Genomic DNA, 25419 nt, shown 5'->3' on the forward strand with positions numbered 1-25419 from the left:
TGGTCGATAAACAGGCTGCGCATTATAGGGGAATTTGCGTCTCAGCGTTGCAAAATCGCGCCAGGCTGAGCGGCATCACGAACAAACGGCAGATGTTCACAGGCGTGCTGGCGCGCAAAGCGGGTAAAGGCTTCCAGCACCGGCTGGCGCTGCTCGCCGTCGCGCACGGCGGCGTACAGGCGACTCCACAAGCCGTCGCCCAGCGTTCTGGTGACCACTAAGCCCTGTTTTTCAAAGGTTTCCACGACCCAGTGCGGCAAAGCGGCGATCCCCATGCGCGCCGACACCATCTGGATCAGCAACAGGGTGTTATCCACGCTCTTTAACGCCGGACTGACGCCTGCGGGTTGCAAAAAATAGCGCCAGATGTCCAGCCGCTGTCGCTGTACCGGATAGATCATCAGCACCTCTTCCGCCAGATCTTCAGGCGAAATGTGTTCAACCTGCACCAGCGGGTGATCCGGCGCCATCACCAGCCGCACCTCGAAGTCGAACATCGGCGTGTAGTGCAGGCCGCTGCGCGGCAGAATATCGGAGGTCAGCACCACATCCAGTTCGCCCTGCTGAAGAGCGGGTTGCGGATCGAAGGTTACGCCCGATTTGAAATCCATCACCACCTGCGGCCAGCTCTGGCGAAAGTTATCCAGCGCGGGCGTTAGCCACTGAATACAGCTGTGGCACTCAATGGCGATGCGTAGCGTAGCCTGATGCGGCTCGTGGCACGACTGCAACGCCTGCTGGATCTGCGGCAGCACCTGCTCGGCCAGCTGCAACAATATTTCGCCCTGCGGCGTGAATCGCAGCGGCTGACTTTTCCGGACGAACAGGCGGAATCCCAGCCGCTGTTCGAGATCGCTGAACTGATGGGACAACGCCGATTGCGTCTGATGCAGCTGTGCGGCGGCGGCGGCCAGCGAGCCGGTATTACGCAGAGCCTGAAGGGTCCGCAGGTGCTTGAGTTCGATCATGAGAGTCCTTCACGTCGAGATTGAACAATTTGCGCTTGAGGAACATACAGTACCCGCAGATTATAGCGGTGTAAACATCTGGACGGCTAAACATCCCAGTCTTCCAGACGAGGCCTGAGAAAAAATCTGGAGAACTGCTAATGACCATTTTAAATCATACCCTCGGCTTCCCCAGGGTCGGCCTGCGTCGTGAACTGAAAAAAGCGCAGGAGAACTACTGGGCGGGCAAAGCGACGCAGGAAGAACTACTGGCTACAGGTCGTGAACTGCGCGCGCGGCACTGGCAGCAGCAGAAGGCGGCGGGCGTGGATCTGCTGCCGGTCGGCGATTTCGCCTGGTACGATCATGTCCTGACCACCAGCCTGCTGCTGGGCAATGTTCCGGCGCGCCATCAGAACAAAGATGGCTCGGTCGATCTGGACACGCTGTTCCGCATAGCTCGCGGCCGCGCGCCGACCGGCGAACCGGCGGCGGCAGCCGAGATGACGAAATGGTTTAACACCAACTACCACTACATCGTGCCGGAATTTACCCGCGGTCAGCAGTTCAGGCTGACCTGGACGCAGCTGCTGGATGAGGTGGACGAAGCGCTGGCGCTGGGCCATAAGGTGAAGCCAGTGCTGCTCGGGCCGGTTACTTATCTGTGGCTGGGTAAGGTTAAGGGCGAGCCGTTTGACCGGCTGTCGCTGCTGGCTGACATTCTGCCGGTCTACCAGCAGGTGCTGGACGAGCTGAGCAAGCGCGATATTGAGTGGGTGCAGATTGACGAACCGGCGCTGGCGCTGGAGCTGCCGCAGGCATGGCGCGATGCCTTCAAACCGGCGTATCGCGCGCTACAGGACCGCGTAAAGCTGCTGCTGACCACCTACTTTGACAGCATTAGCCAGAATATCGACGCGATCCGCGAGCTGCCGGTTCAGGGTTTGCATGTCGATCTGGTGCACGGTCAGGATGATGTCGCCCGGCTAGATGCGCAGCTGCCGGCCGAGTGGCTGCTGTCGCTTGGCGTGATCAACGGGCGTAACGTCTGGCGCGCCGATCTGAGCCGCTGGTTTAGGCGGATTCAGCCGCTGGTAAGCCAGCGCAAGCTGTTGTGGGTCGGCTCCTCTTGCTCGCTGCTGCACAGCCCGATCGATCTGAGCGTGGAAACCCGGCTCGATGACGAGGTGAAAAGCTGGTTCGCCTTTGCGCTGCAAAAATGCGGCGAGCTAAAGCTGCTGAGCGAGGCACTGAATAACAATGACGCAGCCTCGCTGGAGGCCTGGAGCGCGCCGATTCGCAGCCGCGCGCACTCCAGCCGCGTACACAATGCCGCTGTCGGCAAGCGCCTGGCGGCGATTTCCGCCCAGGATACTCAGCGTGCCAGCGCCTATCCCGAGCGCGCCAGGGCGCAGCGCAGCCGCTTTAATCTGCCTGCCTGGCCGACCACTACCATTGGGTCATTCCCGCAGACCACTGAGATTCGCAGCCTGCGTCTCGACTTCAAAAAAGGCAACATTGACGGTGGGCACTATCGCACCGGCATCGCGGAACATATTAAGCAGGCGATCGTCGAGCAGGAGCGTCTCGGCCTCGACGTGCTGGTGCACGGCGAAGCTGAGCGTAACGATATGGTGGAGTACTTCGGTGAGAACCTTGATGGCTTCGTCTTCACCCAGAACGGCTGGGTACAGAGCTACGGCTCGCGCTGCGTCAAGCCGCCAGTCATTATCGGTGACGTTAGCCGTCCGCAGCCGATCACTGTCGAATGGGCGAAATACGCCCAGTCGCTGACGGACAAGCCGGTAAAAGGAATGCTGACCGGTCCTGTCACCATCCTCTGCTGGTCCTTCCCGCGCGAAGACGTCTCGCGTGAAACCATCGCGAAGCAGATCGCGCTGGCGCTGCGCGATGAGGTCGCCGATCTGGAAGCGGCGGGTATCGGCATTATTCAGATCGACGAACCGGCGCTGCGCGAAGGTCTGCCGCTGCACCAGTCCGACTGGGCTGCTTATCTCAACTGGGCCGTTGATGCCTTCCGCCTGAATGCCGCCGTGGCGAAAGATGATACCCAGATTCACACCCATATGTGTTACTGCGAGTTCAACGACATCATGCACGCGATTGCCGCGCTGGACGCGGACGTGATCACCATTGAAACTTCGCGCTCCGATATGGAGCTGCTGGAATCCTTTAAGGCGTTTGAATACCCAAATGAAATCGGCCCAGGCGTTTACGATATTCACTCGCCGAACGTTCCGAGCGTGGCGTGGATAGAGGATCTGCTGCGTAAAGCGGCGCAGAGCATTCCGCAAGAGCGTTTATGGGTTAACCCGGACTGTGGTCTGAAAACGCGCGGCTGGACGGAAACCCGCCAGGCGCTGGCGAATATGGTAGAGGCGGCAAGGAAGCTGCGCGGCGCTTATTAATGTGCTGAGGCACGAAGCGGCGGGTAAACGACGGGCGCACGGCGCCCGTCACCTGATGTGGGCCTGAAATGACAGCGCGTTACGCCACCCCAAATTGCTTAAACCACGCCAGCATACGCGCCCAGCCGTCCTGCGCGGATTCGGCGTGATAGCTCGGACGATAGTCGGCGTTGAAAGCGTGACCCGCATCGGGATAGACCACAATCTCTGCTTTAGCATTCGCGGCGTGCAGCGCCTGACGCATCTGCTCTACGCTTTCCAGCGGGATGCTCTCATCCTGGCCGCCGTACAGGCCCAGCACCGGCGCGCCTAAATCCACGGCGACATCGATCGGATGCTTCTGCTGCTTCATGGTTTTTTCGCCCATCAGACGGCCATACCAGGCGGCGGCGGCGCGCAGCTGCGGGTTGTGCGCCGCGTAGAGCCAGCTAATCCGGCCGCCCCAGCAGAAGCCGGTAATGCCCATACGACGAATATCACCGCCGTTGCGCGCGGCCCAGTTAGCGGCATGGTCAAGATCGGAGAGCACCTGGCTGTCCGGCACTTTGCTGACCAGCTCTTTAAACAGGGTAGGGATGTCGTGGTAATCGTTGGGATCGCCTTCGCGGAAATAGAGTTCCGGCGCGACGGCCAGATAGCCTTCCAGCGCCAGTCGGCGGCAGATGTCGCGGATATGTTCGTGTACGCCAAAGATCTCCTGCACCACCAGCACAACCGGCAGCGGGCCGCTGCTCTCTTTGGGCTTCGCATAGTAAGCAGGCATGTTCTCGCCCTGGCTGGGCACTGAGGTTTCGCCTGCCTGAAGAGAGGCGCTGTCAGTATGGATAGTGGTCGAGGCGGTCGGCTGCACGGCAGGTGCAAAGCCGCCCGTCGATGATTTTTGTGCCATATTGTCTTCGGTTTTCATTTTTCTCTCCGTGCTGGCAGTAGCGCAATCAGGTAACTATAGCCTGGCCAGATCGGGTCTGGACCAGAGATCGGGAACAGAGTAGGGGACGATCAAAAACACTCTTCTCTTTAACACTGCTGCAAAGGTTGACGCACACAGCTTGTAGCAATGACATTCTGAATGGGTTGTTTATGTGATCTGATTCTCATTACGTTTCTGATTAAATGTAACATTCATTTTCGTTAGTGATTGTTATCACATAAATTTATGCCGCGCTCGCGTAGAGTGACGCGCTTCACCTCTCTTTTCAGGAGTCTGCTATGTCTGACGTTTTTCACCTTGGCCTGACCAAAGCCGATCTACAGGGCGCCACTCTGGCTATCGTCCCCGGCGATCCAGAGCGCGTAAAGAAAATTGCCGGACTGATGGCTGATGCCCAGCCGCTGGCCTCGCATCGTGAATTTACGTCATGGCTGGCGAAGCTGGACGGCAAACCCGTGGTGGTCTGCTCGACCGGCATCGGCGGCCCTTCCACCTCTATCGCCGTGGAAGAGCTGGCGCAGCTGGGTGTACGCACTTTTCTGCGCGTCGGCACCACCGGCGCAATTCAGCCGCACATTAACGTCGGCGACGTGCTGGTCACCACTGGCGCGGTGCGTCTTGACGGCGCCAGCCAGCACTTCGCGCCGCTGGAGTTTCCCGCCGTCGCGGATTTCGCCTGTACCACCGCGCTGGTGGCGGCGGCAGAGGCGAGCGGCGCAACCACCCATATCGGTGTTACCGCCTCGTCAGATACCTTCTATCCCGGCCAGGAGCGCTACGATACCTTTTCCGGTCGCGTCGTCAGCCGTTTCCAGGGGTCGATGAAAGAGTGGCAGCAGATGGGCGTGCTGAACTATGAGATGGAATCCGCCACGCTGCTGACGATGTGCGCCAGCCAGGGACTGCGCGCGGGGATGGTGGCGGGCGTAATCGTTAACCGCACCCAGAAAGAGATCCCGGATGCGGCAACCATGAAGCAGACCGAGAGCGATGCGGTAAAAATTGTGGTCGAAGCGGCGCGCCGTTTGTTATAACGCTTTTCAGGCAGCGGACGCGCTGCCTCTGCTCTTCCAGCAAAAGCGAGGATCGCCTGATGCGCCAGACACCGAAACCTGCCTTATTCGCTAATCCCGCCGCCATGCAGGCGCGTCTCAACGACAGCGCCGCCCGTTTTCGCCAGCATATGGCGCAGCAGAATTACGCCGCCGCCGCAAAATGTTGCGAAGAGGTGCTGCGCGCGATGCCTAATCAGATGCAGGTGCTGAGCGACTACGCGCTCTGTCTGCTGCGGCTGGGGCAGTACCCCAGGTCCTATAAGGTCTATCAGAAAATTTATCAGGCGCCGCCTGCGCTGCGGGCCACGGCATCGGAAACCTGGCTAGATGGTCTGGCGGAGCTGTGCGGCTGGATGGGCAAGCAGGATGAACTGGCGAAATATGGTCTCGAATCGCTGAACGGCTCCGACGCGCGCTTCCGTCAGGGAGAGCGCTACGCCTTCCCGGCGGCGCAGCCGGACCCCATCGATCGCAGCAGGCCTGAGCAGAATATCATCGCGTTTAGCCTGTATGGCGGCCATCCGCGCTACTGCGAAACCCTGATTAAAAATGTTGAGGTTGCCCAGGCGCTCTATCCTGGCTGGACCTGCCGCATCTATCTTGACGAAAGCGTGCCGCAGCACGTCTGGCAACGGCTGAGGCAGCCGCACGTACAGCTGATCGACATGTCGCAGGAAAAAACGCTGTTTCCGACGCTGTGGCGCTTTCTGGTGATGGACGATCCCCAGGTTAAGCGCTTTATTATCCGCGATGCGGATTCGCTGCTGTCGGAGCGCGAAGCGGCTGCGGTTGAAGCCTGGCTGGCCTCGCCCTACTGGTTCCACCATATGCGCGACTACTTTACCCATACCGAACTGCTGCTGGCGGGGATGTGGGGCGGCTGTAACGGCGTATTCAGTAATATGGCGCAGGCGATGCGCGACTTTGTTGCCCACTACCGCGGCAATTCGCGCTTTACCGACCAGTATTTTCTCAAGGCGACGCTCTGGCCGACGGTGCGGGAAAGTCTGCTCAGCCACGATGAGATATTTCATTTTCATCAGGCGCAGCCCTGGCCGCCACATGCGCCGGTGCGCTGGAAAATGGATAACTTTCACGTCGGCAGCAACGCCGGCTTCGCCAGCATGGCAGGCAAAGCCACGGTGAGCGAAGGAGCGTCCCAGCCGGTCGAGCTGACGTATAACGGCCGCGCCTTTGTCTATGCGGCGCAGGTAAAAGGCGAGGAGTGGATCATGCCGATGCCGTTCTTTCTCACCGACGCCTGGAAAGCGGGCGAGCTGACGGTCAAAGCCCTGTAACAGCGCGTTCCGGGCGAAAATAGTCTGGACATTCATACAGGCCGACTTTACCTTTTCCCGAGCAACGCGCGTCGCGAGGGAATTATGGATCAGCAGATTATTATCAGCGCCTGTCTGGCGCTCGCCGGGCTGGGCATCGGCTGGATGCTGGCGCAGCTTCGCGCCAGCCATCAGGCAGCCAGCTTTACCACCGAGCGTCGTTTACAGCAGGAGGCGCAGCAGCGTCAGCAACAGCAACTCGACCAGCTCCAGCAGCGACTGCAACAGCGGGAAGAGGAGCTGCGCCAGCTGCATGGCGCGCTGAGCGGCGCGCAGGAGCGGCTGCAACAGCTTGACTACTGGCGCGGCGAGTGCGAGCAGCTCAACCGCGAACTGCGCAATCAGCTTGAAGTTAACAGCGCGCAGGAGGCGGAACTGCGCGAAGTAACCATCCGTCTTGAAGAGACGCGCTTCGCCGCCGAAGAGAAGCAGCGTCTGCTCACCAACAGCGAGCAGCGCCTCAGCGCGCAGTTTGAAAATCTCGCCAACCGCATCTTCGAAAACAGCGGCCGCCGCGTCGATGAGCAGAATCGTCAGAGCCTGAACAGCCTGATTGGCCCGCTGCGCGAGCAGCTGGACGGCTTTCGTCGCCAGGTGCACGACAGCTTTGGTCAGGAAGCGCGTGAACGGCACACGCTGGCGCATGAAATCCGCCAGCTACAGCAGCTGAATGCCCAGATGGCGCAGGAGGCGATCAACCTGACCAAAGCGCTGAAAGGCGACAATAAGATTCAGGGGAACTGGGGCGAAGTCGTGCTGAGCCGCGTGCTGGAAGCCTCTGGCCTGCGCGAAGGCTATGAGTATCAGACGCAGGTCAGCCTACAGTCAGAGCAGCAGGGCAGGATGCAGCCCGATGTGATCGTTCGTTTGCCGCAGGGTAAAGATGTCGTGGTCGACGCCAAGATGACGCTGGTGGCCTATGAGCGATACTTTAATGCGGAAGATGAGGTGACGCGCGAACAGGCTCTTCAGGAGCATGTCGCCGCGGTGCGCAGCCATATTCGCCTGCTGGGGCGTAAAGATTATCAACAGCTGGCAGGTTTGCGCTCGCTGGATTACGTATTGATGTTTATCCCGGTCGAACCCGCGTTCTTGCTGGCGATCGATCGCCAGCCAGAGCTGATCAGCGAGGCGCTACAGCAAAACATTATGCTGGTTAGCCCCACCACGCTGCTGGTGGCGCTGCGCACCATTAATAATCTCTGGCGTTACGAGCATCAGAGCCGCAACGCTCAGCATATTGCCGAGCGCGCGGCGCGTCTGTACGACAAGATGCGGCTGTTCGTCGATGATATGAGCGGCATCGGTCATAGTCTCGACAAAGCCCATAACAGCTATCGCGAGGCGATGAAGAAACTGGCGGAAGGGCGCGGCAATCTGATTGCGCAGAGCGAGGCATTTAAATCCCTGGGCGTCGAAGTTAAACGCTCAATTAATCCGCAGCTGGTCGAGCAGGCGATGCCGGAAAAGGCCTGGGACGAAGAGCCGCTGCCTGACGATCTCTCCGGGTCGCAGGACGCGCGCGTGAGACGGCTCCATGAATAAACGGGTCGTTGCGTGCCTGACTACCCTGACTCTGATACACTTCGGAAAGAATTGTTTGTGGAACAGGTAAAACCGATGGCAGATGAATCACAGCAGGAAACGACCCATTTTGGCTTTCAGACGGTCGCCAAAAGCGAAAAAGCTGACAAAGTTGCGGACGTGTTTCACTCCGTAGCGGCGAAATATGACCTGATGAACGATCTGATGTCATTTGGCATCCATCGCATCTGGAAGCGTTTTACCATCGACAGCAGCGGCGTGCGTCGCGGACAGCGCGTGCTGGATCTGGCGGGTGGCACGGGCGATCTGACGGCGAAATTTTCCCGTCTGGTGGGCGAGAACGGCCAGGTAGTACTGGCGGACATCAACAGTTCCATGCTGAAGATGGGCCGCGATAAGCTGCGTAATCTGGGCGTAGTCGGCAATGTCAGCTACGTGCAGGCCAACGCCGAAGCGCTGCCCTTCCCGGATAACTATTTCGACTGCATTACTATCTCTTTCGGCCTGCGTAACGTGACCGACAAAGAGAAGGCGCTGGCGTCGATGTTCCGCGTGCTCAAGCCAGGCGGACGTCTGCTGGTGCTGGAGTTCTCTAAGCCCGTGCTCGATCCGCTCAGCAAAGCTTATGACGCCTATTCGTTTCATATCCTGCCGCGCGTGGGACAGCTGGTGGCCCAGGATGCCGAAAGCTATCGCTACCTGGCGGAGTCGATCCGTATGCATCCCGATCAGGAGACGCTGAAGGCGATGATGAACGATGCCGGCTTCGAAAATACCACCTACTACAACATGACCGGCGGCATCGTCGCGCTGCATCGTGGATTTAAGTTTTAACCGGATATGGCAATGCGCTTAACGCCCCTGATTACTGCCGGTCTTGAGACCGCGCTAAACCGCGTGCTCTATCGCGATCGCAGCCTGAAAGCCGCGCGCCAGCGTCTGGCAGGGCAGGTTCTTACGCTGCGCCTCGATGAGCTTTCGCATCCGCTGGTGCTGGTGTTCAGCGAGCAGCAGCTGGATGTGCTGAGTGACTGGCAGGACAGCAGCGACTGTACGGTCATTACGCAGCTAAAAACCCTGCCGAAGCTGCGTGACCGCCAGCAGCTTACCGCCCTGATACGCAGCGGCGAGCTACAGGTAGAAGGCGATTTGCAGGTGGTGCAGCGCTTCTCGGCGCTGATCGACCTGGCCGAACTGGATCCGGCTGAATACCTTGCGCCCTGGATTGGCGACATCGCCGCGCAGGGCGTCAGCCAGGCGGCGCAGCGCGCGCTGCGGCTGTTTCGCAGCGAGGTAACGCGCCGGCAGGATTATCTGGGGCAGGCATTAACCGAAGAGTGGCGCGTCGCGCCTGGCGCGCTGGAACTTGCGTGGTTTTCTGAGGAGGTCGACGCGATGGAACGTTCGCTTAATGCGCTCGATGCGCGTTTAGCGCAGCTGGAGGCGAAATGACGTTTGGAGAGATTCGCCGTTTGTATTTCATCATCAAGGTGTTTTTAACCTACGGCCTTGATGAACTGATCCCCCGCATGCGCCTTACCCTTCCACTGCGCCTCTGGCGTCGCGGTATTTTCTGGATCCCTAACCGCCACAAAGACGAAGAAATCGGCGTACGTATGCGTCTGGCGATGGAGCAGCTAGGTCCGGTCTGGATTAAATTTGGCCAGATGCTCTCCACGCGCCGCGATCTGTTTCCCCCGCTGATTGCCGATCAGCTGGCGATCTTGCAGGATCGCGTCGCGCCTTTTGACGGGGTGAAAGCCAAAGCGCAGATCGAAAAGTCTATCGGCGGTCCGATCGAAAGCTGGTTTGAGGATTTCGATATTAAGCCGCTGGCGTCGGCGTCGATCGCGCAGGTGCACACCGCCACGCTGAAAGCCACCGGCAAAAAAGTGGTGATTAAGGTTATCCGACCGGACATCCTGCCGGTGATTAAAGCGGACATGAAGCTGATCTATCGCCTGGCGCGCTGGGTGCCGCGTCTGCTGCCGGACGGCCGCCGTCTGCGCCCGATGGAAGTGGTGCGCGACTATGAAAAAACGCTGATTGACGAGCTGAATCTGCTGCGCGAAGCGGCCAACGCCATCCAGCTGCGGCGCAATTTCGAAGACAGCCATATGCTCTACGTGCCGGAAGTCTATTCAGACTACTGTAGCGAGACCATGCTGGTGATGGAGCGCATCTACGGCATTCCGATCTCGGACGTGGCGACGCTGGAGCAGCATGGCGTCAACATGAAGCTGCTGGCCGAGCGCGGCGTGCAGGTGTTCTTTACTCAGGTATTCCGCGACAGCTTCTTCCACGCCGATATGCATCCAGGCAATATTTTTGTCAGCTATGACCATCCGGAAGATCCGCAGTACATCGGCATCGACTGCGGCATCGTCGGTTCGCTGAACAAAGAAGATAAGCGCTATCTGGCGGAAAACTTTATCGCCTTCTTTAACCGCGACTACCGCAAGGTTGCGGAGCTGCATGTGGATTCGGGCTGGGTGCCGCCGGATACCAACGTCGAAGATTTCGAGTTTGCTATCCGTACCGTCTGCGAACCTATCTTTGAAAAACCGCTGGCGGAGATCTCCTTCGGTCATGTGCTGCTTAACCTGTTCAGCACCGCGCGCCGGTTTAATATGGAAGTGCAACCGCAGCTGGTCTTGCTGCAAAAAACGCTACTCTATATTGAGGGGATTGGTCGGCAGCTCTATCCGCAGCTCGACCTGTGGAAAACCGCGAAGCCGTTCCTGGAAGAGTGGATCAAAGATCAGATTGGTCTGCCTGCGCTACTGCGCGCGGTAAAAGACAAAGCGCCGTTCTGGGCGGAAAAACTGCCGGAGCTGCCGGAGCTGTTTTATGAAAGCATGCGGCACCATAAACTTTTACAGCACAGTGTCGATAAGCTGACCACCGATATGCAGGCCCAGCGCACGCGGCATCATAAAGCGCGCTACCTGTTCGGCGTCGGCGCGACGCTGCTGCTAAGCGGGACGGCCGTCTTGCTGAGCCGACCGGACTGGGATTTCTTCCCGGCCGTGCTGATGGCGGCGGGTCTCGTCACCTGGCTAATCGGCTGGCGTAAGACAAACTAATTGTCAGCCACGCCTGAATCGCGGTAATGTCGCAGCCTTAAGCCCGGCGTTTCCAGGGCTTTTGGCTGACATTACTCTTCTCAATATCTCGCAACATCAGAGGCACTATCTCATGGGCGGTATCAGTATCTGGCAATTATTAATTATTGCCGTCATCGTTGTACTCCTGTTTGGCACCAATAAGTTAAAAAACCTGGGTTCCGATCTCGGTTCTTCTATCAAGGGCTTTAAAAAGGCCATGAGCGATGAAGACGAGAAAAAGGATCAACCAAACCAGCAGGACGCTGATTTCAATGCCAAAACGCTGGCGGACAAACAGCAAACTTCGGCTAACAAAGAAGACGTCAAAAACGACAAGCAGGTGTAAACCGTGTTCGACATTGGTTTTAGTGAACTGGTACTGGTGTTCGTTATCGGGCTGATCGTACTCGGCCCGCAACGACTACCGGTTGCGGTAAAAACCGTAGTGGGCTGGATTCGAGCGATGCGCTCGCTGGCCGCCAACGTACAGCATGAGCTGGCGCAGGAACTGAAACTGCAAGAGTTGCAGGACAGTCTGAAAAAAGTGGAAGAGGCGAGTCGCGGCACCATGTCGCCAGAGCTGAAAGAGTCAATGGAAGAGCTGCGTAAAACCGCCGACTCCATGAAGCGTTCGGTTCAGCAGAGCATTGACGTTGAAAAAGCCGAAGACGAAGCCAACACTATTCATGCGCCGCAGCCGCGGGCGCCAGAACCCGTGACGCCGGCGATGGCCGATACGCAGGCCAGCGCGCCTGCGCAGACGCCCGCAGCGGGTGTTGAAGGCGATAACGCTGAACGCGCTAAATCCGATGTGAACCCGCAAGCGCCGGTGGTGAAGTCTGAACCGGCCGCTTCGCGCAGTCCGGCAACATCCTCTTCTGCAAGTGATGAACGATAACCATGGCCGTTGAAGATACCCAACCGCTCATCAGCCATCTGATTGAGCTGCGTAAGCGCCTGCTCTACTGCATCGGCGCCGTGTTTGCGATTTTCATGGCGCTGATCTATTTTGCCAACGACATCTATCACATGGTCGCTTCGCCGCTGATCAGTCAGATGCCGGCTGGCGCGAGCATGATCGCCACCGACGTCGCCTCGCCGTTTTTTACCCCGATTAAGCTCACCATTATCGTCTCGGTTTTCCTTGCCGTGCCGGTGATTTTATATCAGGTGTGGGCCTTCGTTGCCCCGGCGCTCTACCGCCACGAACGTAAGCTGGTGATGCCGCTGCTGTTCTCCAGTACGCTGCTGTTTTACGTCGGCGTGGCCTTTGCCTATTTTGTGGTCTTCCCGCTGGCGTTCGGCTTTTTTGCCAAAACCGCGCCGCAGGGCGTCACCATCGCCACCGATATTACCAACTACCTCGACTTCGTTATGACGCTATTTATGGCGTTCGGCGTCGCCTTTGAGGTGCCGGTGGCGATTGTTCTGCTGTGCTGGACCGGCATCACCACGCCGGAAGATCTGAAAAAGAAACGTCCCTACATTCTGGTCGGCGCGTTCGTTGTTGGGATGCTGCTCACACCGCCTGACGTTTTCTCGCAAACTTTGCTCGCTATTCCGATGTACTGCCTGTTTGAAGTCGGCGTATTCTTTTCCCGTTACTACGTCGGGAAGGGGCGTCGGGCGCAGGATGAGGAACACCATACCGATTCCTGAACCGCGAACGCGACACTTCCCGCATCTGGCGGGTAGACACAGTCACCGAACCGCCCATCTGGGCGGTTTTTGTTTAATGAGCCATGGGAAAAACTATGTTTGATATCGGTGTAAACCTGACCAGCACACAATTCGCCGCCGACCGCGACAAGGTGGTAAAGCGTGCGCGCGAAGCGGGCGTCACCGGCCTATTAATCACCGGGACCAACGCGCTGGAAAGCCAGCAGGCGCAGCGGCTGGCAGAGCGCCAGCCCGATTTTTGCTGGTCTACCGCGGGCGTGCATCCGCATCATGCCAGCGAGTGGTCGAATGAAACGGCCAGCACGCTGCGTCGACTGGCGGAACGGCCGCAGGTGGTGGCGATTGGCGAGTGCGGACTCGATTTCAACCGCAACCTCTCTGCTCACGATCAACAGGAATATGCCTTTGACGCGCAGCTGGCGCTGGCCGCTGAACTGAATATGCCGGTGTTTCTTCACTGTCGCGAAGCGCACGATCGCTTTGCGGCCGTGCTGGCGCCCTGGCTGCCGAAGCTGCCGGGCGCCGTGATGCACTGCTTTACCGGCACCCGTGAGGAGCTGGAGTCCTGTCTGGCGATGGGACTGTCGATAGGCATTACCGGCTGGGTGTGCGACGAGCGCCGCGGCTTAGCGCTGCGCGAAATGCTGCCGCTGATCCCGGCGGAGCGTTTGCTGCTGGAGACTGACGCGCCCTGGCTGCTGCCGCGCGATATGCACCCGCGCCCGACGTCACGCCGTAATGAACCCTGCTTTTTGCCGCATATTGTGCAGCAGGTAGCGCTATGGCGTGGAGAGGATCGGGATACGCTGGCAGCACAGGTTGACCGCAACGCGCGCACGCTGTTCCGGCTGGCTTAAAGCTTACGGAACTGCTTGTTATCGACGCTGCGCATGACCTGCTTGTTTAGCAGGTTGAGCAGCAGCATAGATCGGGTTTCGCCGTCAGGCTCCGCGAAAATGGCGCGCAGACCTTCAAACGTCCCTTCGGTGATGATGACCTCATCGCCGATCTGCGGCGTTTCGGGGTCAATCAGCGTTTGCGGCGCGTCGGTTTGCAGCGCTTCGATGACCGCCGAAGGCACGGTCGCTGGCAGAGTGCCAAAGCGCACAAAGTGGCTGACGCCGCGGGTGCTGCTGATGGTAGTGGTGTGAATCGCTTCCGGATCAAATTCGATAAACAGGTAATTAGGAAACAGAGGCTCACTCACCGTGGTCCGTTTGCCGCGCACCACTTTTTCCAGAGCGATCATCGGGCTGAGGCAGTGTACCTCTTGCCGCTCAAGATGCTCTTTCGCGCGCAACAGCTGTCCACGTTTGCAATAGAGTAAGTACCAGGATTCCATAACCGCTCCCATCGAATGGACGCTAAGAATAGCAAACCTGCTGCCAGAGTTATAGCGCATCGCAGCGTGGAAAGATGCCGATGCAGGCAAACAGCTGCGGTTTAGCGGTCTCCTTCATGATGTCGAGCGGAATTGACGAGCAGTAAGACACTGGTACAGACTCGTTGCTCGTAACCTTTGCCAAAAGGATCTGCTGATGGAACTGTTTTTATTAAGTAACGGTAAGCTGGCCGACGACGCGCCTCTGCTGGGGTATGCGCAGCCGCAGCTGCATGCGATGATCGCCCAGCGCGGCATTCGGTCGGCGGTGCTGGTGCCTTATGCGATCATTCGCGGCGACCACCAGCAGCGCGCCGATGAACTGAGCACGTCGCTGGGTATAGAGGTTCGCTGCGTGCAGGATTTTGCCACGCCGGTGGCGGCCATTGAACAGGCCGAGCTGATTCTGGTCAGCGGCGGCAATACCTGGCTGCTTAATCAGATGCTGCATGAGAGCGGATTGATCGTGGCGATTCAGCGCGCGGTGCGTGAGCGCAATGTGCCCTATATCGGCTGGAGCGCAGGCTGCAACGTGGCAACGCCGTCAATTCGCACCACCAATGATATGCCGGTGCGCAGCAGCGTCGTATTGCCTGCGCTGGGCCTGTTTCCGGTCCAGATCAATCCTCACTATCTTGACGCGCACGCCAGCGGGCATATGGGCGAAACGCGCGATGAACGGCTGGCGGAGTTTTGCGCCGTTAACCCTGATGAGTCGGTTATTGCGCTGCGCGAAGGCAGCTTCCTGCATGTGCATGAAAATCAGCTCTGTTATTTCAGCGTGCGCGGCGAAGATTTTAAGCTCTTCCGCCACGGTCGGCCGATTCAGGCCTGTCGCGATACTGCGGCGTTGCAGCCGCTGGTTCCCTTTCGCTGCGATTAAGATTGCCGCATAAAACCCAACACGCCTTAACAATCGGCCCTATAATGGCCGATTCACTTTGGCTGGAAGCGAAAGCCGCATGAAATATCACGATTTACGAGACTTCCTCACGCTGCTGGAACAGCGCGGCGAGTTGAAGCGTATTAGCCAGTCTATCGATCCTGAGCTGGAAATGACCGAGATCGCCGACCGCACGCTGCGCGCTGGCGGACCGGCGCTGCTGTTTGAAAATCCGAAAGGCTATGACATGCCGGTGCTGTGCAACCTGTTCGGCACGCCGAAACGCGTGGCGATGGGCATGGGCCAGGAAGAGGTCAGCGCCCTGCGTGAAGTGGGCAAGCTGCTGGCGTTTTTAAAAGAGCCGGAGCCGCCGAAAGGCTTCCGCGATCTGTTCGACAAAATGCCGCAGTTCAGGCAGGTATTGAACATGCCGACGAAACGGCTGCGCCACGCGCCCTGTCAGGAAGTGGTGTTTAGCGGCGACGAGGTCGATCTGTCGCGCATTCCGGTGATGAAGTGCTGGCCAGACGATGCCGCGCCGCTGATCACATGGGGCCTTACCGTCACGCGCGGTCCGCACAAAGAGCGGCAGAATCTGGGCATCTACCGTCAGCAGGTGATCGGCAAGAACCGTCTGATCATGCGCTGGCTCTCCCATCGCGGCGGGGCGCTCGATTTTCAGGAGTGGTGCCAGACCCATCCCGGCGAGCGCTTCCCGGTTTCGGTGGCGCTCGGCGCCGATCCGGCCACTATTCTCGGCGCGGTCACGCCGGTGCCGGACACGCTGTCGGAGTATGCGTTTGCCGGTCTGCTGCGCGGCAATAAAACCGAAGTGGTGAAGTGCCTCTCCAACGATCTGGAAGTGCCCGCCAGCGCGGAAATTGTGCTGGAAGGCTATATTGAGCCGGGCGACATGGCGCCGGAAGGTCCCTATGGCGATCATACGGGCTACTACAATGAAATAGATAACTTCCCGGTTTTCACCGTGACGCACGTAACGCAGCGAAAGAACGCCATTTACCACTCCACCTATACCGGCCGGCCGCCGGATGAACCGGCGGTGCTGGGCGTGGCGCTGAATGAAGTGCTGGTGCCGATTTTGATTAAGCAGTTTCCGGAAATCGTGGACTTCTATCTGCCGCCGGAAGGCTGCTCATACCGGCTGGCGGTGGTGACGATGAAAAAACAGTACGCAGGCCATGCCAAACGCGTAATGTTTGGCGTCTGGTCATTTCTGCGGCAGTTCATGTACACCAAATTTGTTATTGTGTGTGACGACGATGTTAACGCGCGCGACTGGAACGATGTGATCTGGGCCATTACTACGCGTATGGACCCCGCGCGCGATACGGTACTGGTAGAGAACACGCCTATCGATTACCTGGACTTTGCATCGCCGGTGTCCGGACTGGGTTCCAAAATGGGACTGGACGCCACCAATAAATGGCCGGGCGAAACCCAGCGCGAATGGGGACGTCCGATCGTTAAGGATCCCGCCGTGACGGCGCGCATCGACGCGATTTGGGATGACTTAGGCATATTTACTCAGCCGCCGCAGCGCTGACGGCGCGCATAACCCTAATGACGACCCGACAGAGGGAACGCATGACAACCTTAAGCTGTAAAGTAACCTCGGTTGAAGCGATTACGGATACCGTATATCGCGTTCGCCTGATCCCCGAAGCGGATTTTACCTTTCGCGCCGGGCAGTATCTGATGGTAGTAATGGACGAGCGCGACAAGCGCCCGTTCTCGCTGGCGTCGACCCCGATGGAAAAAGAGATTATCGAGCTGCATATCGGCGCGTCCGACCTTAATCTCTACGCCATGGCGGTGATGGATCGCATCCGCGACGATCGCCAGATTACGGTGGATATGCCGCACGGCGACGCCTGGCTGCGCGAAGAGAGCACGCGCCCCATCGTGCTGATCGCGGGCGGCACGGGCTTCTCCTATGCGCGCTCAATTCTGCTGACCGCGCTGGCGCAGCAGCCGGATCGCGACATCGCCATTTACTGGGGCGGCCGTGAATTACAGCATCTCTACGATCTGGATGAGCTGAACGCGCTGGCGGTAAAGCATCCGAATCTGAAGGTGATCCCGGTCGTGGAGCAGCCGGAAGAGGGCTGGCAGGGACGTTCCGGCACGGTGCTCACCGCTGTGATGCAGGATTTCGCGACGCTGGCGGAGCATGACATCTATATCGCTGGACGCTTTGAGATGGCGAAAATCGCGCGCGATCGCTTCTGCGCCGAGCGCGGGGCGAAAGAGACGCAGATGTTTGGTGACGCGTTCGCCTTTATTTAAGGCGCAGCAGGCAGAAAAAACCCGCCCCTGACAGGCGGGAAAAAACTTCCAACGTGATCCAACGTATTACAGACGTTCGAATACGGTTGCGATGCCCTGGCCCAGGCCGATACACATGCTGGCAAGGCCAAAGCGGGCATCGCGTCGTTCCATAAGGTTCAGCAGCGTGGTGCTGATACGCGCGCCGGAGCAGCCGAGCGGATGTCCAAGCGCTATCGCGCCGCCGTTCAGGTTCACCTTGTCGTCCAGCCGATCCAGCAGGCCGAGATCTTTGATGCACGGCAGCGTCTGCGCGGCAAACGCCTCATTCAGCTCGACAACCTCAATATCCTCAATACTCAAGCCCGCGCGCTTCAGCGCCAGCCTGCTGGCCGGCACCGGACCGTAGCCCATGATTGACGGATCGCAGCCGATGACCGCCATGCTTCTGATTCGCGCGCGTGCGGTCAGGCCCAGTTCGCGCGCGCGGCTTTCGCTCATCACCAGCATTGCGGCTGCGCCATCAGAGAGCGCCGATGAACTGCCCGCCGTCACCGTGCCGCTTACCGGATCGAAAGCGGGCTTCAGCGCCGCCAGCCCTTCAAGACTGGTCTCTTCGCGAATTACTTCGTCATAGTCATAGCGTTTCAGGGTGCCATCGGCGTCGTGTCCGTAGGTCGGTACGATTTCCTGGCGGAAATCGCCGCGCTGCGTCGCGGCCCAGGCGCGCTGGTGCGAGCGCAGGGCAAAGGCGTCCTGCTGCTCGCGGCTGATATGGTGCATCCGGGCCAGCATCTCGGCGGTCAGGCCCATCATACCCGCCGCTTTGGCGACGGTACGGCTCAGGCCTGGATGAAAATCCACGCCGTGGTTCATCGGCACATGGCCCATATGTTCCACGCCGCCGACCAGACAGGCATGGGCATCGCCGACCATGATGGCGCGCGCCGCATCGTGCAGCGCCTGCATCGACGAGCCGCACAGACGATTCACGGTGGTGGCCGGTACGCGATGCGGTATCTCGGCCAGCAGGGCGGCGTTGCGCGCAATATTAAAACCCTGCTCCAGCGTCTGCTGCACGCAGCCCCAGACCACATCGTCCAGCTTCGCTGCGTCCAGCGCCGGATGGCGGCTTAACAGCTCGCGCATCAGATGCGCGGAGAGATCTTCCGCCCTTACATGGCGAAAGGCACCGCCTTTTGAACGACCCATTGGGGTACGGATCGCATCGACAATCACGACATTTTCCATTTTCTCTCCCTCAGGCGCTTTGCAGCGCAGCTTCGTCAATAGGTTGGGCCGCTGGATACCAGCTTTCATGCCGGTGCGCTTTGTGCAGCAGCAGAGCAGGGAGTTCGTACAGCGGGCCGAGAGGGGTGTAGCGTCGCGCCTGGTCGACGACGTTGCCGTTGCCCAGCGTGTCGAGGTAGCGCAGCGCGCCGCCGCGGAACGGCGGGAAGCCGAGACCGTAGACCAGCGCCATATCGGCTTCAGCGGGAGAGGCCACAATTTTTTCTTCGAGGCAGCGCACAACCTCATTCAGCATCGGGATCATCATACGATTGAGGATCTCTTCGTCGCTGAAGACGCGTTTTGTTTCGCAGACGTGATTCAGCAGCGTATCTACTTCAACGTCATTCACCTTCTTCGCTTTGCCTTTGCGATCCTGCTCCCAGAGGTAGAATCCCTTGCCGTTCTTCTGGCCGTAGCGTCCGGATTCAAACAGGACGTCGATAGCGTCGCGGTAATCTTTCTTCATTCGCGTCGGAAAGCCGTCCGCCATCACGCGCTGCGCATGGTGAGCGGTATCGATGCCTACCACGTCCAGCAGCCACGCCGGACCCATCGGCCAGCCAAACTGCTTTTCCATCACTTTATCGATCTGGCGGAAATCCGCGCCGTCGCGCAGCAGCAGGCTAAACGCGGCAAAGTAGGGGAAGAGCACGCGATTAACAAAGAACCCAGGGCAGTCATTCACCACGATCGGCGTTTTACCCATTTTGCTTGCCCAGGCCACGACTTTACCAATGGTGGCATCGCTGCTCTTCGCGCCGCGCACCACTTCTACCAGCGGCATACGCGGCACCGGATTAAAGAAGTGCATGCCGCAAAAATTCTCAGGGCGCTGTAGCGCCTGCGCCAGCTGGCTGATGGGAATAGTGGAGGTATTGGAGGCGAGCACGGCGTCCTCGCGTAAATGCTGCTCGGTTTCGGCCAGCACTTTCGCTTTAACCTGCGGATTTTCTACCACCGCCTCGACCACAATATCGGCCCGCTCAAAACCGGCATAGTCCAGCGTCGGCTGGATCATGGCAATGGTGCTGGCCAGTTTGCCGCCGTCGATTTTGCCGCGCTCCAGCTGTTTGTTCAGCAGCTTGCTCGCTTCGCTCATCCCCAACGCTAAGGCCTGCGGCTGAATATCTTTCATTTTCACCGGCACGCCTTTCCACGCGGACTGATAGCTGATGCCGCCGCCCATAATTCCTGCGCCCAGCACCGCCGCTTGCTCAGGCGTGCTGCTGGCGCTGGCGTGCTTTTTCGCCAGCCCTTTGACGTACTGATCGTTAAGGAAGATGCCGACCAGCGCGCGCGCCTCATCGCTCTGCGCCAGCGGAACGAATGCGGCGTTTTCCAGCTTCAGCGCATCGTCGCGCCCCAGCGAGGCCGCCGCCTCAATGGTGTTTACGGCGGTCAGCGGCGCAGGATAATGTTTGCCGGCGGTTTGCAGCACCACGCTTTTGGCGATAGTAAAGCTCATCGCCGCTTCAACAGGACTCAGGCGCAGCGGCGCGAGCTTCGGCGCGCGACGGGCCGGCCAGTCTCCCTGCTGAATAGCCGCTTTCAACATGGTCACGGCGGCCTGATGCAGTTTATCGCTGTCGACCACCGCATCGACCAGCCCAAGCTTCAGCGCGCTGAAGCCGTCGATATCTTTACCGGCAGCGATAATCTCCAGCGCGCTGTCGGCTCCCAGCAGGCGAGGCAGGCGCACGCTGCCGCCGAAGCCCGGCATAATGCCGAGGCGCGTTTCCGGCAGACCGATGCGTGCGCCAGGCGTGGCCACGCGCAGGTCGGTCGCCAGCACGCATTCGCAGCCGCCGCCCAGCGCATAGCCGTCGATGGCGGCGATAGTCGGCACGGGCAGATCTTCCAGTCGGTTAAAGATGCTGTTAGCGAAGGCCAGCCACTGGCTGAGCTTTTCCGTCGGCGCGTCGAACAGCGAAAGAAATTCGGTTATATCGGCGCCGACGATAAAGGCCGGTTTCGCCGAAGCCAGCAGCACGCCGCGCAGCGCTGTTTGTTGCTCCAGCACGCCAATGGCTTCGCCGAGGCTGGCGACGGTTTTGGTATCCAGTTTATTGACTGAGCCGGGCGCGTCGAACAGCAGCTCAGCGATGCCGTCTTCAAGCCAGCGCAGGGAAAGGGTCTCGCCTTGGTAGAGCATGTGCGTCTCCTGATCGCGAAAGTTGATCTGGTCATACCAGATGTTCAGGAGTGTGCGAGCCATGTTAATTTTTTGCAAACCAATGTTTGCTTATTTGCTAACAGGATCACAGCGTCGGCAACGCGGCGCTCAGGCCGCGGCTGTGCTACACTGCGGCGATTTTCGCGACTTGGGAGAGCGAGCAATGGATTCACTGAAAACGCTGTATCAGACGCATATCGCTACGCTGCAACAGCGGGCGCAGCAGGTGCTGGCGCGCAATAAGCTGGATGCGCTGTTGATTCATTCCGGCGAACTACTGACGGTTTTTCTCGACGATCATGACTATCCCTTTAAGGTGAATCCCCAGTTTAAAGCCTGGGTGCCGGTCACTCAGGTGCCGAACTGCTGGCTCTGGATCGACGGCGTGAATAAGCCGAAGCTGTGGTTCTACTCGCCGGTAGATTACTGGCATAACGTCGAGCCGCTGCCGAACAGTTTCTGGACCGAGGCTGTCGAGGTCATCGGCCTGAAAAACGCCGATGAAATTGGTCAGCTGCTGCCCGCCCAGCGCGAAAAAGTGGCCTATATCGGGCCGGTGACGTCGCGCGCCGCGCAGTTGGGCATCAGCGCCGATAATACCAATCCAAAAGCCGTTATCGACTTCCTTCACTATCATCGCAGCATCAAAACCGATTATGAGCTGGCCTGTATGCGCGAGGCGCAAAAGCTGGCCGTGGCCGGGCATCGCGCCGCGAAAGAGGCATTTTTCTCTGGTCTGAGCGAGTTCGATATTAATCTGGCCTATCTGACCGCGACCGGTCATCGGGATACGGATGTGCCTTACGGCAATATTATCGCGCTGAATGAGCACGCCGCCGTGCTGCACTATACGCGCCTCGATCACCAGCCGCCGCCGAAGCGCCACAGCTTCCTGATTGACGCCGGCGCGGAATATCTCGGCTATGCCGCCGATCTGACGCGCAGCTATGCGGCGCAAAAAAATTCGCTCTACGCCAGTATGGTGTCCGCGATGAACAGCGAAGAGCTGGCGCTGATTGCGACGCTCAAAGCGGGCGTGCGCTACACCGACTACCATCTGCAAATGCATCAGCGCATCGCGAAGCTGCTGTTGAAGTTCGATCTGGTAAAAGGGCTGAGCGAAGAGGCGCTGGTAGCGGAGAATATTACCGGACCCTTTATGCCGCACGGCCTCGGCCATCCGCTCGGTTTGCAGGTGCATGATGTCGCAGGCTTTATGCAGGATGACGCCGGAACGCATCTGGCGGCTCCGGCGCAGTATCCTTATCTGCGCTGCACGCGCGTGCTGGAACCCGGCATGGTGCTGACCATTGAGCCAGGCTTTTATATTATCGAATCGCTGCTGGCGCCGCTGCGCGACGGTCCGTTCAGTCAGTATCTGAACTGGCAGGCCATTGATGCGCTGAAGCCTTATGGCGGTATTCGTATCGAAGACAATGTGGTGATTCATGCCAACCGCATTGAGAATATGACGCGCGATCTGCAACTTGCCTGATGGACGCGTTCGATATACCCGCTGATGCCGTCAGCATCAGCGAGGAAACCATTAAGAAAAGCCGCTTTATCACGCTGCTGGCCCATACTGACGGCGTGGAGGCGGCGCGCGCCTTTGTGCAGCAGGTCAAAGAGCAGCATCCCGATGCGCGCCATCACTGCTGGGCCTGGGTGGCGGGCGCGCCGCAGGATTCACAGCAGCTGGGCTTTTCCGATGACGGCGAACCCTCCGGAACCGCCGGGAAACCGATGCTGGCGCAGCTAATGGGCGCCGGCATCGGCGAGATTACGGCGGTGGTGGTGCGCTATTACGGCGGCATTATGCTGGGGACCGGCGGGCTGGTGAAAGCCTACGGCGGGGGAGTGCAGCAGGCGCTGAAGCAGCTGGCGCGCACGCGGAAAGTGCCGATGAAACAGTTCGCGCTGAAGTGCGATTATGCTCAGCTCAGCGATATTGAGCGCCTGCTGGCCCGGTTCGACGGTCGCATTGAGAAGAGTGTTTATCTCGATCGCATCGCGCTGACGCTGGCGCTGCCCTACGCGCATATTGACGCGTTTAAACAGACGCTGTCTGATTTTAGCCGGGGCGCGCTGAGCCTCGACCCGTTAACCCTCTGACACTCTTTTCTAAGGAACGGCTGAATGCATTTTCGTGCCATTACTCGCATTGTCGGTCTGCTGGTCATCCTGTTCTCCGTCACGATGATCCTGCCTGGACTGGTGGCGCTGATCTATCGCGATGGCGCCGGACGCGCGTTTAGTCAGACCTTTTTAATGGCGCTGGCGATTGGCTCGCTGCTGTGGTGGCCCAATCGTAAACAGCGCTCCGAGCTGAAGCCGCGCGAAGGCTTTTTAATTGTGGTGCTGTTCTGGACCGTACTGGGCAGCGTGGGGGCAATGCCTTTCGTCTTTGCTGAACAGCCGCATCTCTCGGTGACCGACGCTTTCTTTGAGTCCTTTTCCGGTCTGACGACAACCGGCGCCACCACGCTGGTGGGGCTGGATACCATGCCAAAAGCTATTCTGTTTTATCGTCAGATGCTGCAATGGCTGGGCGGTATGGGGATCATTGTGCTGGCGGTGGCGATTCTGCCGATTCTGGGCGTAGGGGGAATGCAGCTCTACCGTGCGGAAATGCCCGGTCCGCTGAAGGACAACAAGATGCGGCCGCGTATTGCCGAAACGGCTAAAACCCTCTGGCTGATCTATGTATTGCTGACGGTCGCCTGCGCAGTCGCGCTGTGGCTGGCGGGTATGCCGCTGTTCGATGCGATAGGGCACAGCTTCTCGACCATCGCTATCGGCGGTTTCTCCACGCATGACGCCAGCATTGGCTATTTCAACAGCGGCACCATCAATACCATTATCGCTATCTTCCTGCTGATCTCTGGCTGTAACTACGGCCTGCACTTTTCGCTGCTCAGCAATCGCAACCTGCGCGTGTACTGGCGCGATCCGGAGTTTCGCACCTTTATCGGGGTGCAGCTGACGCTGGTGGTGATCTGTACGCTTGTGCTCTGGTTTCACAACGTCTATTCCAGCGGCTGGCAAACGCTTAATCAGGCGTTTTTTCAGGTGGTTTCGATGGCGACCACCGCCGGCTTTACCACCGACAGTATCGCGCGCTGGCCGCTATTCTTACCTGTGCTGCTGCTCTGCTCCGCCTTTATCGGCGGTATGGCCGGTTCTACCGGCGGGGGACTAAAGGTTATTCGTATTCTGCTGCTGTGTAAGCAGGGATCGCGTGAGCTAAAGCGCCTGGTGCATCCCAATGCGGTTTACACTATTAAGCTGGGCAATCGCGCATTGCCGGAACGTATTCTGGAGGCGGTGTGGGGCTTCTTTTCCGCCTATGCGCTGGTGTTTCTGGTCAGTATGCTGGCGATCATCGCCACTGGCGTTGATGACTTCTCTGCTTTCGCCGCGGTTGCCGCCACGCTGAATAACCTGGGGCCGGGGTTGGGCGTGGTAGCCGACAACTTCACTTCCATGAACGATGTGGCGAAATGGATATTGATCACCACCATGCTGTTTGGGCGGCTTGAAGTGTTTACCTTATTAGTTCTTTTTACGCCGACCTTCTGGCGTGAATAAGTAAAACAGGACGTAATGATGAAAGCGTTGATTCTCTTTTCCAGCCGCGACGGGCAAGCCCGTGACATCGCCTCTTACATTGCCCGTGAGATACAGGCGCAGCAGGCCTGTGACGTTATCGATATTCTGGAAGCCGGATCGGTTGACTGGGCGCAATACGATCGCGTGCTGATCGGCGCGTCTATCCGCTATGGCAATTTTCATCCTGCGGTGGCGAAGTTCGTGAAAACGCACCTGGTTGCGCTGCAACAGCGCGCCAGCGCTTTCTTTTGCGTGAACCTGACGGCGCGCAAACCGGAAAAGCGCTCCCCTCAGACCAATGCCTATACGCGCAAGTTCCTACAGCAGTCGCCGTGGCAGCCCGATTGCTGCGCTGTGTTTGCTGGCGCGTTGCGCTACCCGCGCTATCGCTGGTTCGATCGGATAATGATTCAACTGATTATGCGCATGACCGGGGGCGAAACCGATAGTTCGAAAGAGGTGGAGTACACAGACTGGCAGCAGGTAGCGCGATTCGCGCAGGAATTTGCTCAATTACCCGTCAAATCGGCGTGATTAACAGCGAATTGCTGAAATTTGAGGCGAACGATAATTTTTTTTAAATTAGCCCTTGTCACCTGAGAAGAACTCCCTATAATGCGCCTCCACTGACACGGCACAACGGCTTACGGAGCGCAGTGTTCAGGAGACTCAGGCAGCTGAGTCGCCGGAGAAAACTTCTGAAAAAAGAGGTTGACTCCGAAGGAGGAAAGCGTAATATACGCCACCTCGCAGCAGCAGGCTT

At 58.7% G+C, this 25419-nt stretch carries 23 protein-coding genes; 18 read left to right on the forward strand and 5 right to left on the reverse strand.

Annotation, left to right across the window (positions count from 1 at the left end):
* Positions 1 to 41: 41 nt before the first annotated feature.
* Positions 42 to 968, reverse strand: a complete 927-nt coding sequence (gene metR / locus BBB56_RS11680; protein ID WP_123801123.1) for an HTH-type transcriptional regulator MetR — start codon at positions 966 to 968, stop codon at positions 42 to 44.
* A gap of 140 nt (positions 969 to 1108) precedes the next feature.
* On the opposite strand from metR, the gene metE reads away from it, so the two are divergent.
* Complete coding sequence (gene metE / locus BBB56_RS11685) at positions 1109 to 3376, forward strand: 5-methyltetrahydropteroyltriglutamate--homocysteine S-methyltransferase (protein WP_123801124.1); 2268 nt, start codon at positions 1109 to 1111, stop codon at positions 3374 to 3376.
* Between the two features lie 79 nt (positions 3377 to 3455).
* Here metE and BBB56_RS11690 read toward each other — a convergent pair whose 3' ends face one another.
* Positions 3456 to 4283, reverse strand: a complete 828-nt coding sequence (locus BBB56_RS11690; protein WP_123801125.1) for a dienelactone hydrolase family protein — start codon at positions 4281 to 4283, stop codon at positions 3456 to 3458.
* A 302-nt stretch (positions 4284 to 4585) separates the two neighbouring features.
* Between BBB56_RS11690 and udp the strand changes: the two genes are divergently transcribed.
* The 10 genes from udp (at position 4586) to tatD (ending at position 13888) form a co-directional block, all read left to right on the forward strand.
* A complete protein-coding gene (udp, locus tag BBB56_RS11695; protein WP_081137960.1) occupies positions 4586 to 5341 on the forward strand; it encodes a uridine phosphorylase in 756 nt (251 codons plus the stop codon).
* A 59-nt stretch (positions 5342 to 5400) separates the two neighbouring features.
* Entirely contained in the window at positions 5401 to 6660 is a 1260-nt protein-coding gene (locus tag BBB56_RS11700; protein WP_123801126.1) for a tetratricopeptide repeat protein, read from the forward strand.
* 84 nt (positions 6661 to 6744) lie between these two features.
* Entirely contained in the window at positions 6745 to 8244 is a 1500-nt protein-coding gene (gene rmuC / locus BBB56_RS11705; RefSeq protein WP_123801127.1) for a DNA recombination protein RmuC, read from the forward strand.
* 75 nt (positions 8245 to 8319) lie between these two features.
* Positions 8320 to 9078, forward strand: a complete 759-nt coding sequence (gene ubiE / locus BBB56_RS11710) for a bifunctional demethylmenaquinone methyltransferase/2-methoxy-6-polyprenyl-1,4-benzoquinol methylase UbiE (protein ID WP_123801128.1) — start codon at positions 8320 to 8322, stop codon at positions 9076 to 9078.
* 12 nt (positions 9079 to 9090) lie between these two features.
* Complete coding sequence (gene ubiJ, locus BBB56_RS11715) at positions 9091 to 9696, forward strand: ubiquinone biosynthesis protein UbiJ (RefSeq protein WP_123801129.1); 606 nt, start codon at positions 9091 to 9093, stop codon at positions 9694 to 9696.
* Positions 9693 to 11330, forward strand: coding sequence for a ubiquinone biosynthesis regulatory protein kinase UbiB (gene ubiB / locus BBB56_RS11720; RefSeq protein ID WP_123801130.1), 1638 nt, complete (start codon positions 9693 to 9695; stop codon positions 11328 to 11330). Before ubiJ ends, ubiB begins: the two co-directional genes overlap by 4 nt.
* Before the next feature lie 112 nt (positions 11331 to 11442).
* Positions 11443 to 11697, forward strand: a complete 255-nt coding sequence (tatA, locus tag BBB56_RS11725; RefSeq protein ID WP_123801131.1) for a Sec-independent protein translocase subunit TatA — start codon at positions 11443 to 11445, stop codon at positions 11695 to 11697.
* 3 nt (positions 11698 to 11700) lie between these two features.
* Entirely contained in the window at positions 11701 to 12249 is a 549-nt protein-coding gene (gene tatB, locus BBB56_RS11730; protein WP_123801132.1) for a Sec-independent protein translocase protein TatB, read from the forward strand.
* 2 nt (positions 12250 to 12251) lie between these two features.
* Positions 12252 to 13010, forward strand: a complete 759-nt coding sequence (tatC, locus tag BBB56_RS11735; protein WP_123801133.1) for a Sec-independent protein translocase subunit TatC — start codon at positions 12252 to 12254, stop codon at positions 13008 to 13010.
* Positions 13011 to 13105: 95 nt separating this feature from the next.
* Positions 13106 to 13888, forward strand: coding sequence for a 3'-5' ssDNA/RNA exonuclease TatD (tatD, locus tag BBB56_RS11740; protein ID WP_123801134.1), 783 nt, complete (start codon positions 13106 to 13108; stop codon positions 13886 to 13888).
* On the opposite strand, the gene rfaH is transcribed toward tatD, so the two are convergent.
* Positions 13885 to 14373: a transcription/translation regulatory transformer protein RfaH gene (rfaH, locus tag BBB56_RS11745; protein ID WP_123801135.1), complete on the reverse strand. Its 489-nt coding sequence runs from the start codon at positions 14371 to 14373 to the stop codon at positions 13885 to 13887. The genes tatD and rfaH overlap by 4 nt on opposite strands.
* A gap of 196 nt (positions 14374 to 14569) precedes the next feature.
* Between rfaH and pepE the strand changes: the two genes are divergently transcribed.
* From pepE to fre, 3 genes are all read left to right on the forward strand, one after another.
* Positions 14570 to 15295 (forward strand): dipeptidase PepE, encoded by a 726-nt coding sequence (gene pepE / locus BBB56_RS11750; RefSeq protein ID WP_123801136.1) that lies wholly within the window; start codon positions 14570 to 14572, stop codon positions 15293 to 15295.
* A gap of 79 nt (positions 15296 to 15374) precedes the next feature.
* Positions 15375 to 16859 carry a 4-hydroxy-3-polyprenylbenzoate decarboxylase gene (gene ubiD, locus BBB56_RS11755; RefSeq protein ID WP_123801137.1) on the forward strand — a complete coding sequence of 495 codons (1485 nt, stop codon included), beginning with the start codon at positions 15375 to 15377 and terminating at the stop codon, positions 16857 to 16859.
* Between the two features lie 41 nt (positions 16860 to 16900).
* Positions 16901 to 17602 (forward strand): NAD(P)H-flavin reductase, encoded by a 702-nt coding sequence (gene fre / locus BBB56_RS11760; RefSeq protein WP_123801138.1) that lies wholly within the window; start codon positions 16901 to 16903, stop codon positions 17600 to 17602.
* Positions 17603 to 17668: 66 nt separating this feature from the next.
* Here the strand turns inward: fre and fadA are convergent, their stop codons facing one another.
* Together fadA and fadB are read right to left on the reverse strand one after the other, a co-directional pair.
* Entirely contained in the window at positions 17669 to 18832 is a 1164-nt protein-coding gene (gene fadA / locus BBB56_RS11765; RefSeq protein ID WP_123801139.1) for an acetyl-CoA C-acyltransferase FadA, read from the reverse strand.
* A 10-nt stretch (positions 18833 to 18842) separates the two neighbouring features.
* Positions 18843 to 21026, reverse strand: coding sequence for a fatty acid oxidation complex subunit alpha FadB (gene fadB / locus BBB56_RS11770; protein ID WP_123801148.1), 2184 nt, complete (start codon positions 21024 to 21026; stop codon positions 18843 to 18845).
* Positions 21027 to 21210: 184 nt separating this feature from the next.
* Between fadB and pepQ the strand changes: the two genes are divergently transcribed.
* The 4 genes from pepQ to hemG are packed head-to-tail and all read left to right on the forward strand — an operon-like array spanning position 21211 to position 25190.
* On the forward strand, positions 21211 to 22542 hold the full coding sequence (gene pepQ / locus BBB56_RS11775; RefSeq protein WP_123801140.1) for a Xaa-Pro dipeptidase: 1332 nt from the start codon (positions 21211 to 21213) through the stop codon (positions 22540 to 22542).
* A complete protein-coding gene (locus tag BBB56_RS11780) occupies positions 22542 to 23159 on the forward strand; it encodes an IMPACT family protein (protein ID WP_123801141.1) in 618 nt (205 codons plus the stop codon). Before pepQ ends, BBB56_RS11780 begins: the two co-directional genes overlap by 1 nt.
* A gap of 24 nt (positions 23160 to 23183) precedes the next feature.
* Positions 23184 to 24635: a Trk system potassium transporter TrkH gene (trkH, locus tag BBB56_RS11785; RefSeq protein WP_123801142.1), complete on the forward strand. Its 1452-nt coding sequence runs from the start codon at positions 23184 to 23186 to the stop codon at positions 24633 to 24635.
* An 18-nt stretch (positions 24636 to 24653) separates the two neighbouring features.
* Entirely contained in the window at positions 24654 to 25190 is a 537-nt protein-coding gene (gene hemG, locus BBB56_RS11790) for a menaquinone-dependent protoporphyrinogen IX dehydrogenase (protein ID WP_123801149.1), read from the forward strand.
* The last annotated feature ends 229 nt before the right edge of the window (positions 25191 to 25419 follow it).

The organism is Candidatus Pantoea deserta (genome assembly GCF_003813865.1).
Lineage (GTDB): Bacteria > Pseudomonadota > Gammaproteobacteria > Enterobacterales > Enterobacteriaceae > Pantoea > Pantoea deserta.

What these genes read in the sequence shown, in the direction of transcription:
- ubiE (WP_123801128.1), top strand. Translation starts at nt 8,320, where the DNA reads ATGGCAGATGAATCACAGCAGGAAACGACCCATTTTGGCTTTCAGACG.
- BBB56_RS11690 (WP_123801125.1), bottom strand. Translation starts at nt 4,283, where the DNA reads ATGAAAACCGAAGACAATATGGCACAAAAATCATCGACGGGCGGCTTT.
- BBB56_RS11780 (WP_123801141.1), top strand. Translation starts at nt 22,542, where the DNA reads ATGGACGCGTTCGATATACCCGCTGATGCCGTCAGCATCAGCGAGGAA.
- metR (WP_123801123.1), bottom strand. Translation starts at nt 968, where the DNA reads ATGATCGAACTCAAGCACCTGCGGACCCTTCAGGCTCTGCGTAATACC.
- fre (WP_123801138.1), top strand. Translation starts at nt 16,901, where the DNA reads ATGACAACCTTAAGCTGTAAAGTAACCTCGGTTGAAGCGATTACGGAT.
- fadA (WP_123801139.1), bottom strand. Translation starts at nt 18,832, where the DNA reads ATGGAAAATGTCGTGATTGTCGATGCGATCCGTACCCCAATGGGTCGT.
- tatD (WP_123801134.1), top strand. Translation starts at nt 13,106, where the DNA reads ATGTTTGATATCGGTGTAAACCTGACCAGCACACAATTCGCCGCCGAC.
- ubiD (WP_123801137.1), top strand. Translation starts at nt 15,375, where the DNA reads ATGAAATATCACGATTTACGAGACTTCCTCACGCTGCTGGAACAGCGC.
- tatC (WP_123801133.1), top strand. Translation starts at nt 12,252, where the DNA reads ATGGCCGTTGAAGATACCCAACCGCTCATCAGCCATCTGATTGAGCTG.
- ubiB (WP_123801130.1), top strand. Translation starts at nt 9,693, where the DNA reads ATGACGTTTGGAGAGATTCGCCGTTTGTATTTCATCATCAAGGTGTTT.
- ubiJ (WP_123801129.1), top strand. Translation starts at nt 9,091, where the DNA reads ATGCGCTTAACGCCCCTGATTACTGCCGGTCTTGAGACCGCGCTAAAC.
- fadB (WP_123801148.1), bottom strand. Translation starts at nt 21,026, where the DNA reads ATGCTCTACCAAGGCGAGACCCTTTCCCTGCGCTGGCTTGAAGACGGC.
- rmuC (WP_123801127.1), top strand. Translation starts at nt 6,745, where the DNA reads ATGGATCAGCAGATTATTATCAGCGCCTGTCTGGCGCTCGCCGGGCTG.
- metE (WP_123801124.1), top strand. Translation starts at nt 1,109, where the DNA reads ATGACCATTTTAAATCATACCCTCGGCTTCCCCAGGGTCGGCCTGCGT.
- rfaH (WP_123801135.1), bottom strand. Translation starts at nt 14,373, where the DNA reads ATGGAATCCTGGTACTTACTCTATTGCAAACGTGGACAGCTGTTGCGC.
- pepE (WP_123801136.1), top strand. Translation starts at nt 14,570, where the DNA reads ATGGAACTGTTTTTATTAAGTAACGGTAAGCTGGCCGACGACGCGCCT.
- trkH (WP_123801142.1), top strand. Translation starts at nt 23,184, where the DNA reads ATGCATTTTCGTGCCATTACTCGCATTGTCGGTCTGCTGGTCATCCTG.
- udp (WP_081137960.1), top strand. Translation starts at nt 4,586, where the DNA reads ATGTCTGACGTTTTTCACCTTGGCCTGACCAAAGCCGATCTACAGGGC.
- pepQ (WP_123801140.1), top strand. Translation starts at nt 21,211, where the DNA reads ATGGATTCACTGAAAACGCTGTATCAGACGCATATCGCTACGCTGCAA.
- tatA (WP_123801131.1), top strand. Translation starts at nt 11,443, where the DNA reads ATGGGCGGTATCAGTATCTGGCAATTATTAATTATTGCCGTCATCGTT.
- hemG (WP_123801149.1), top strand. Translation starts at nt 24,654, where the DNA reads ATGAAAGCGTTGATTCTCTTTTCCAGCCGCGACGGGCAAGCCCGTGAC.
- BBB56_RS11700 (WP_123801126.1), top strand. Translation starts at nt 5,401, where the DNA reads ATGCGCCAGACACCGAAACCTGCCTTATTCGCTAATCCCGCCGCCATG.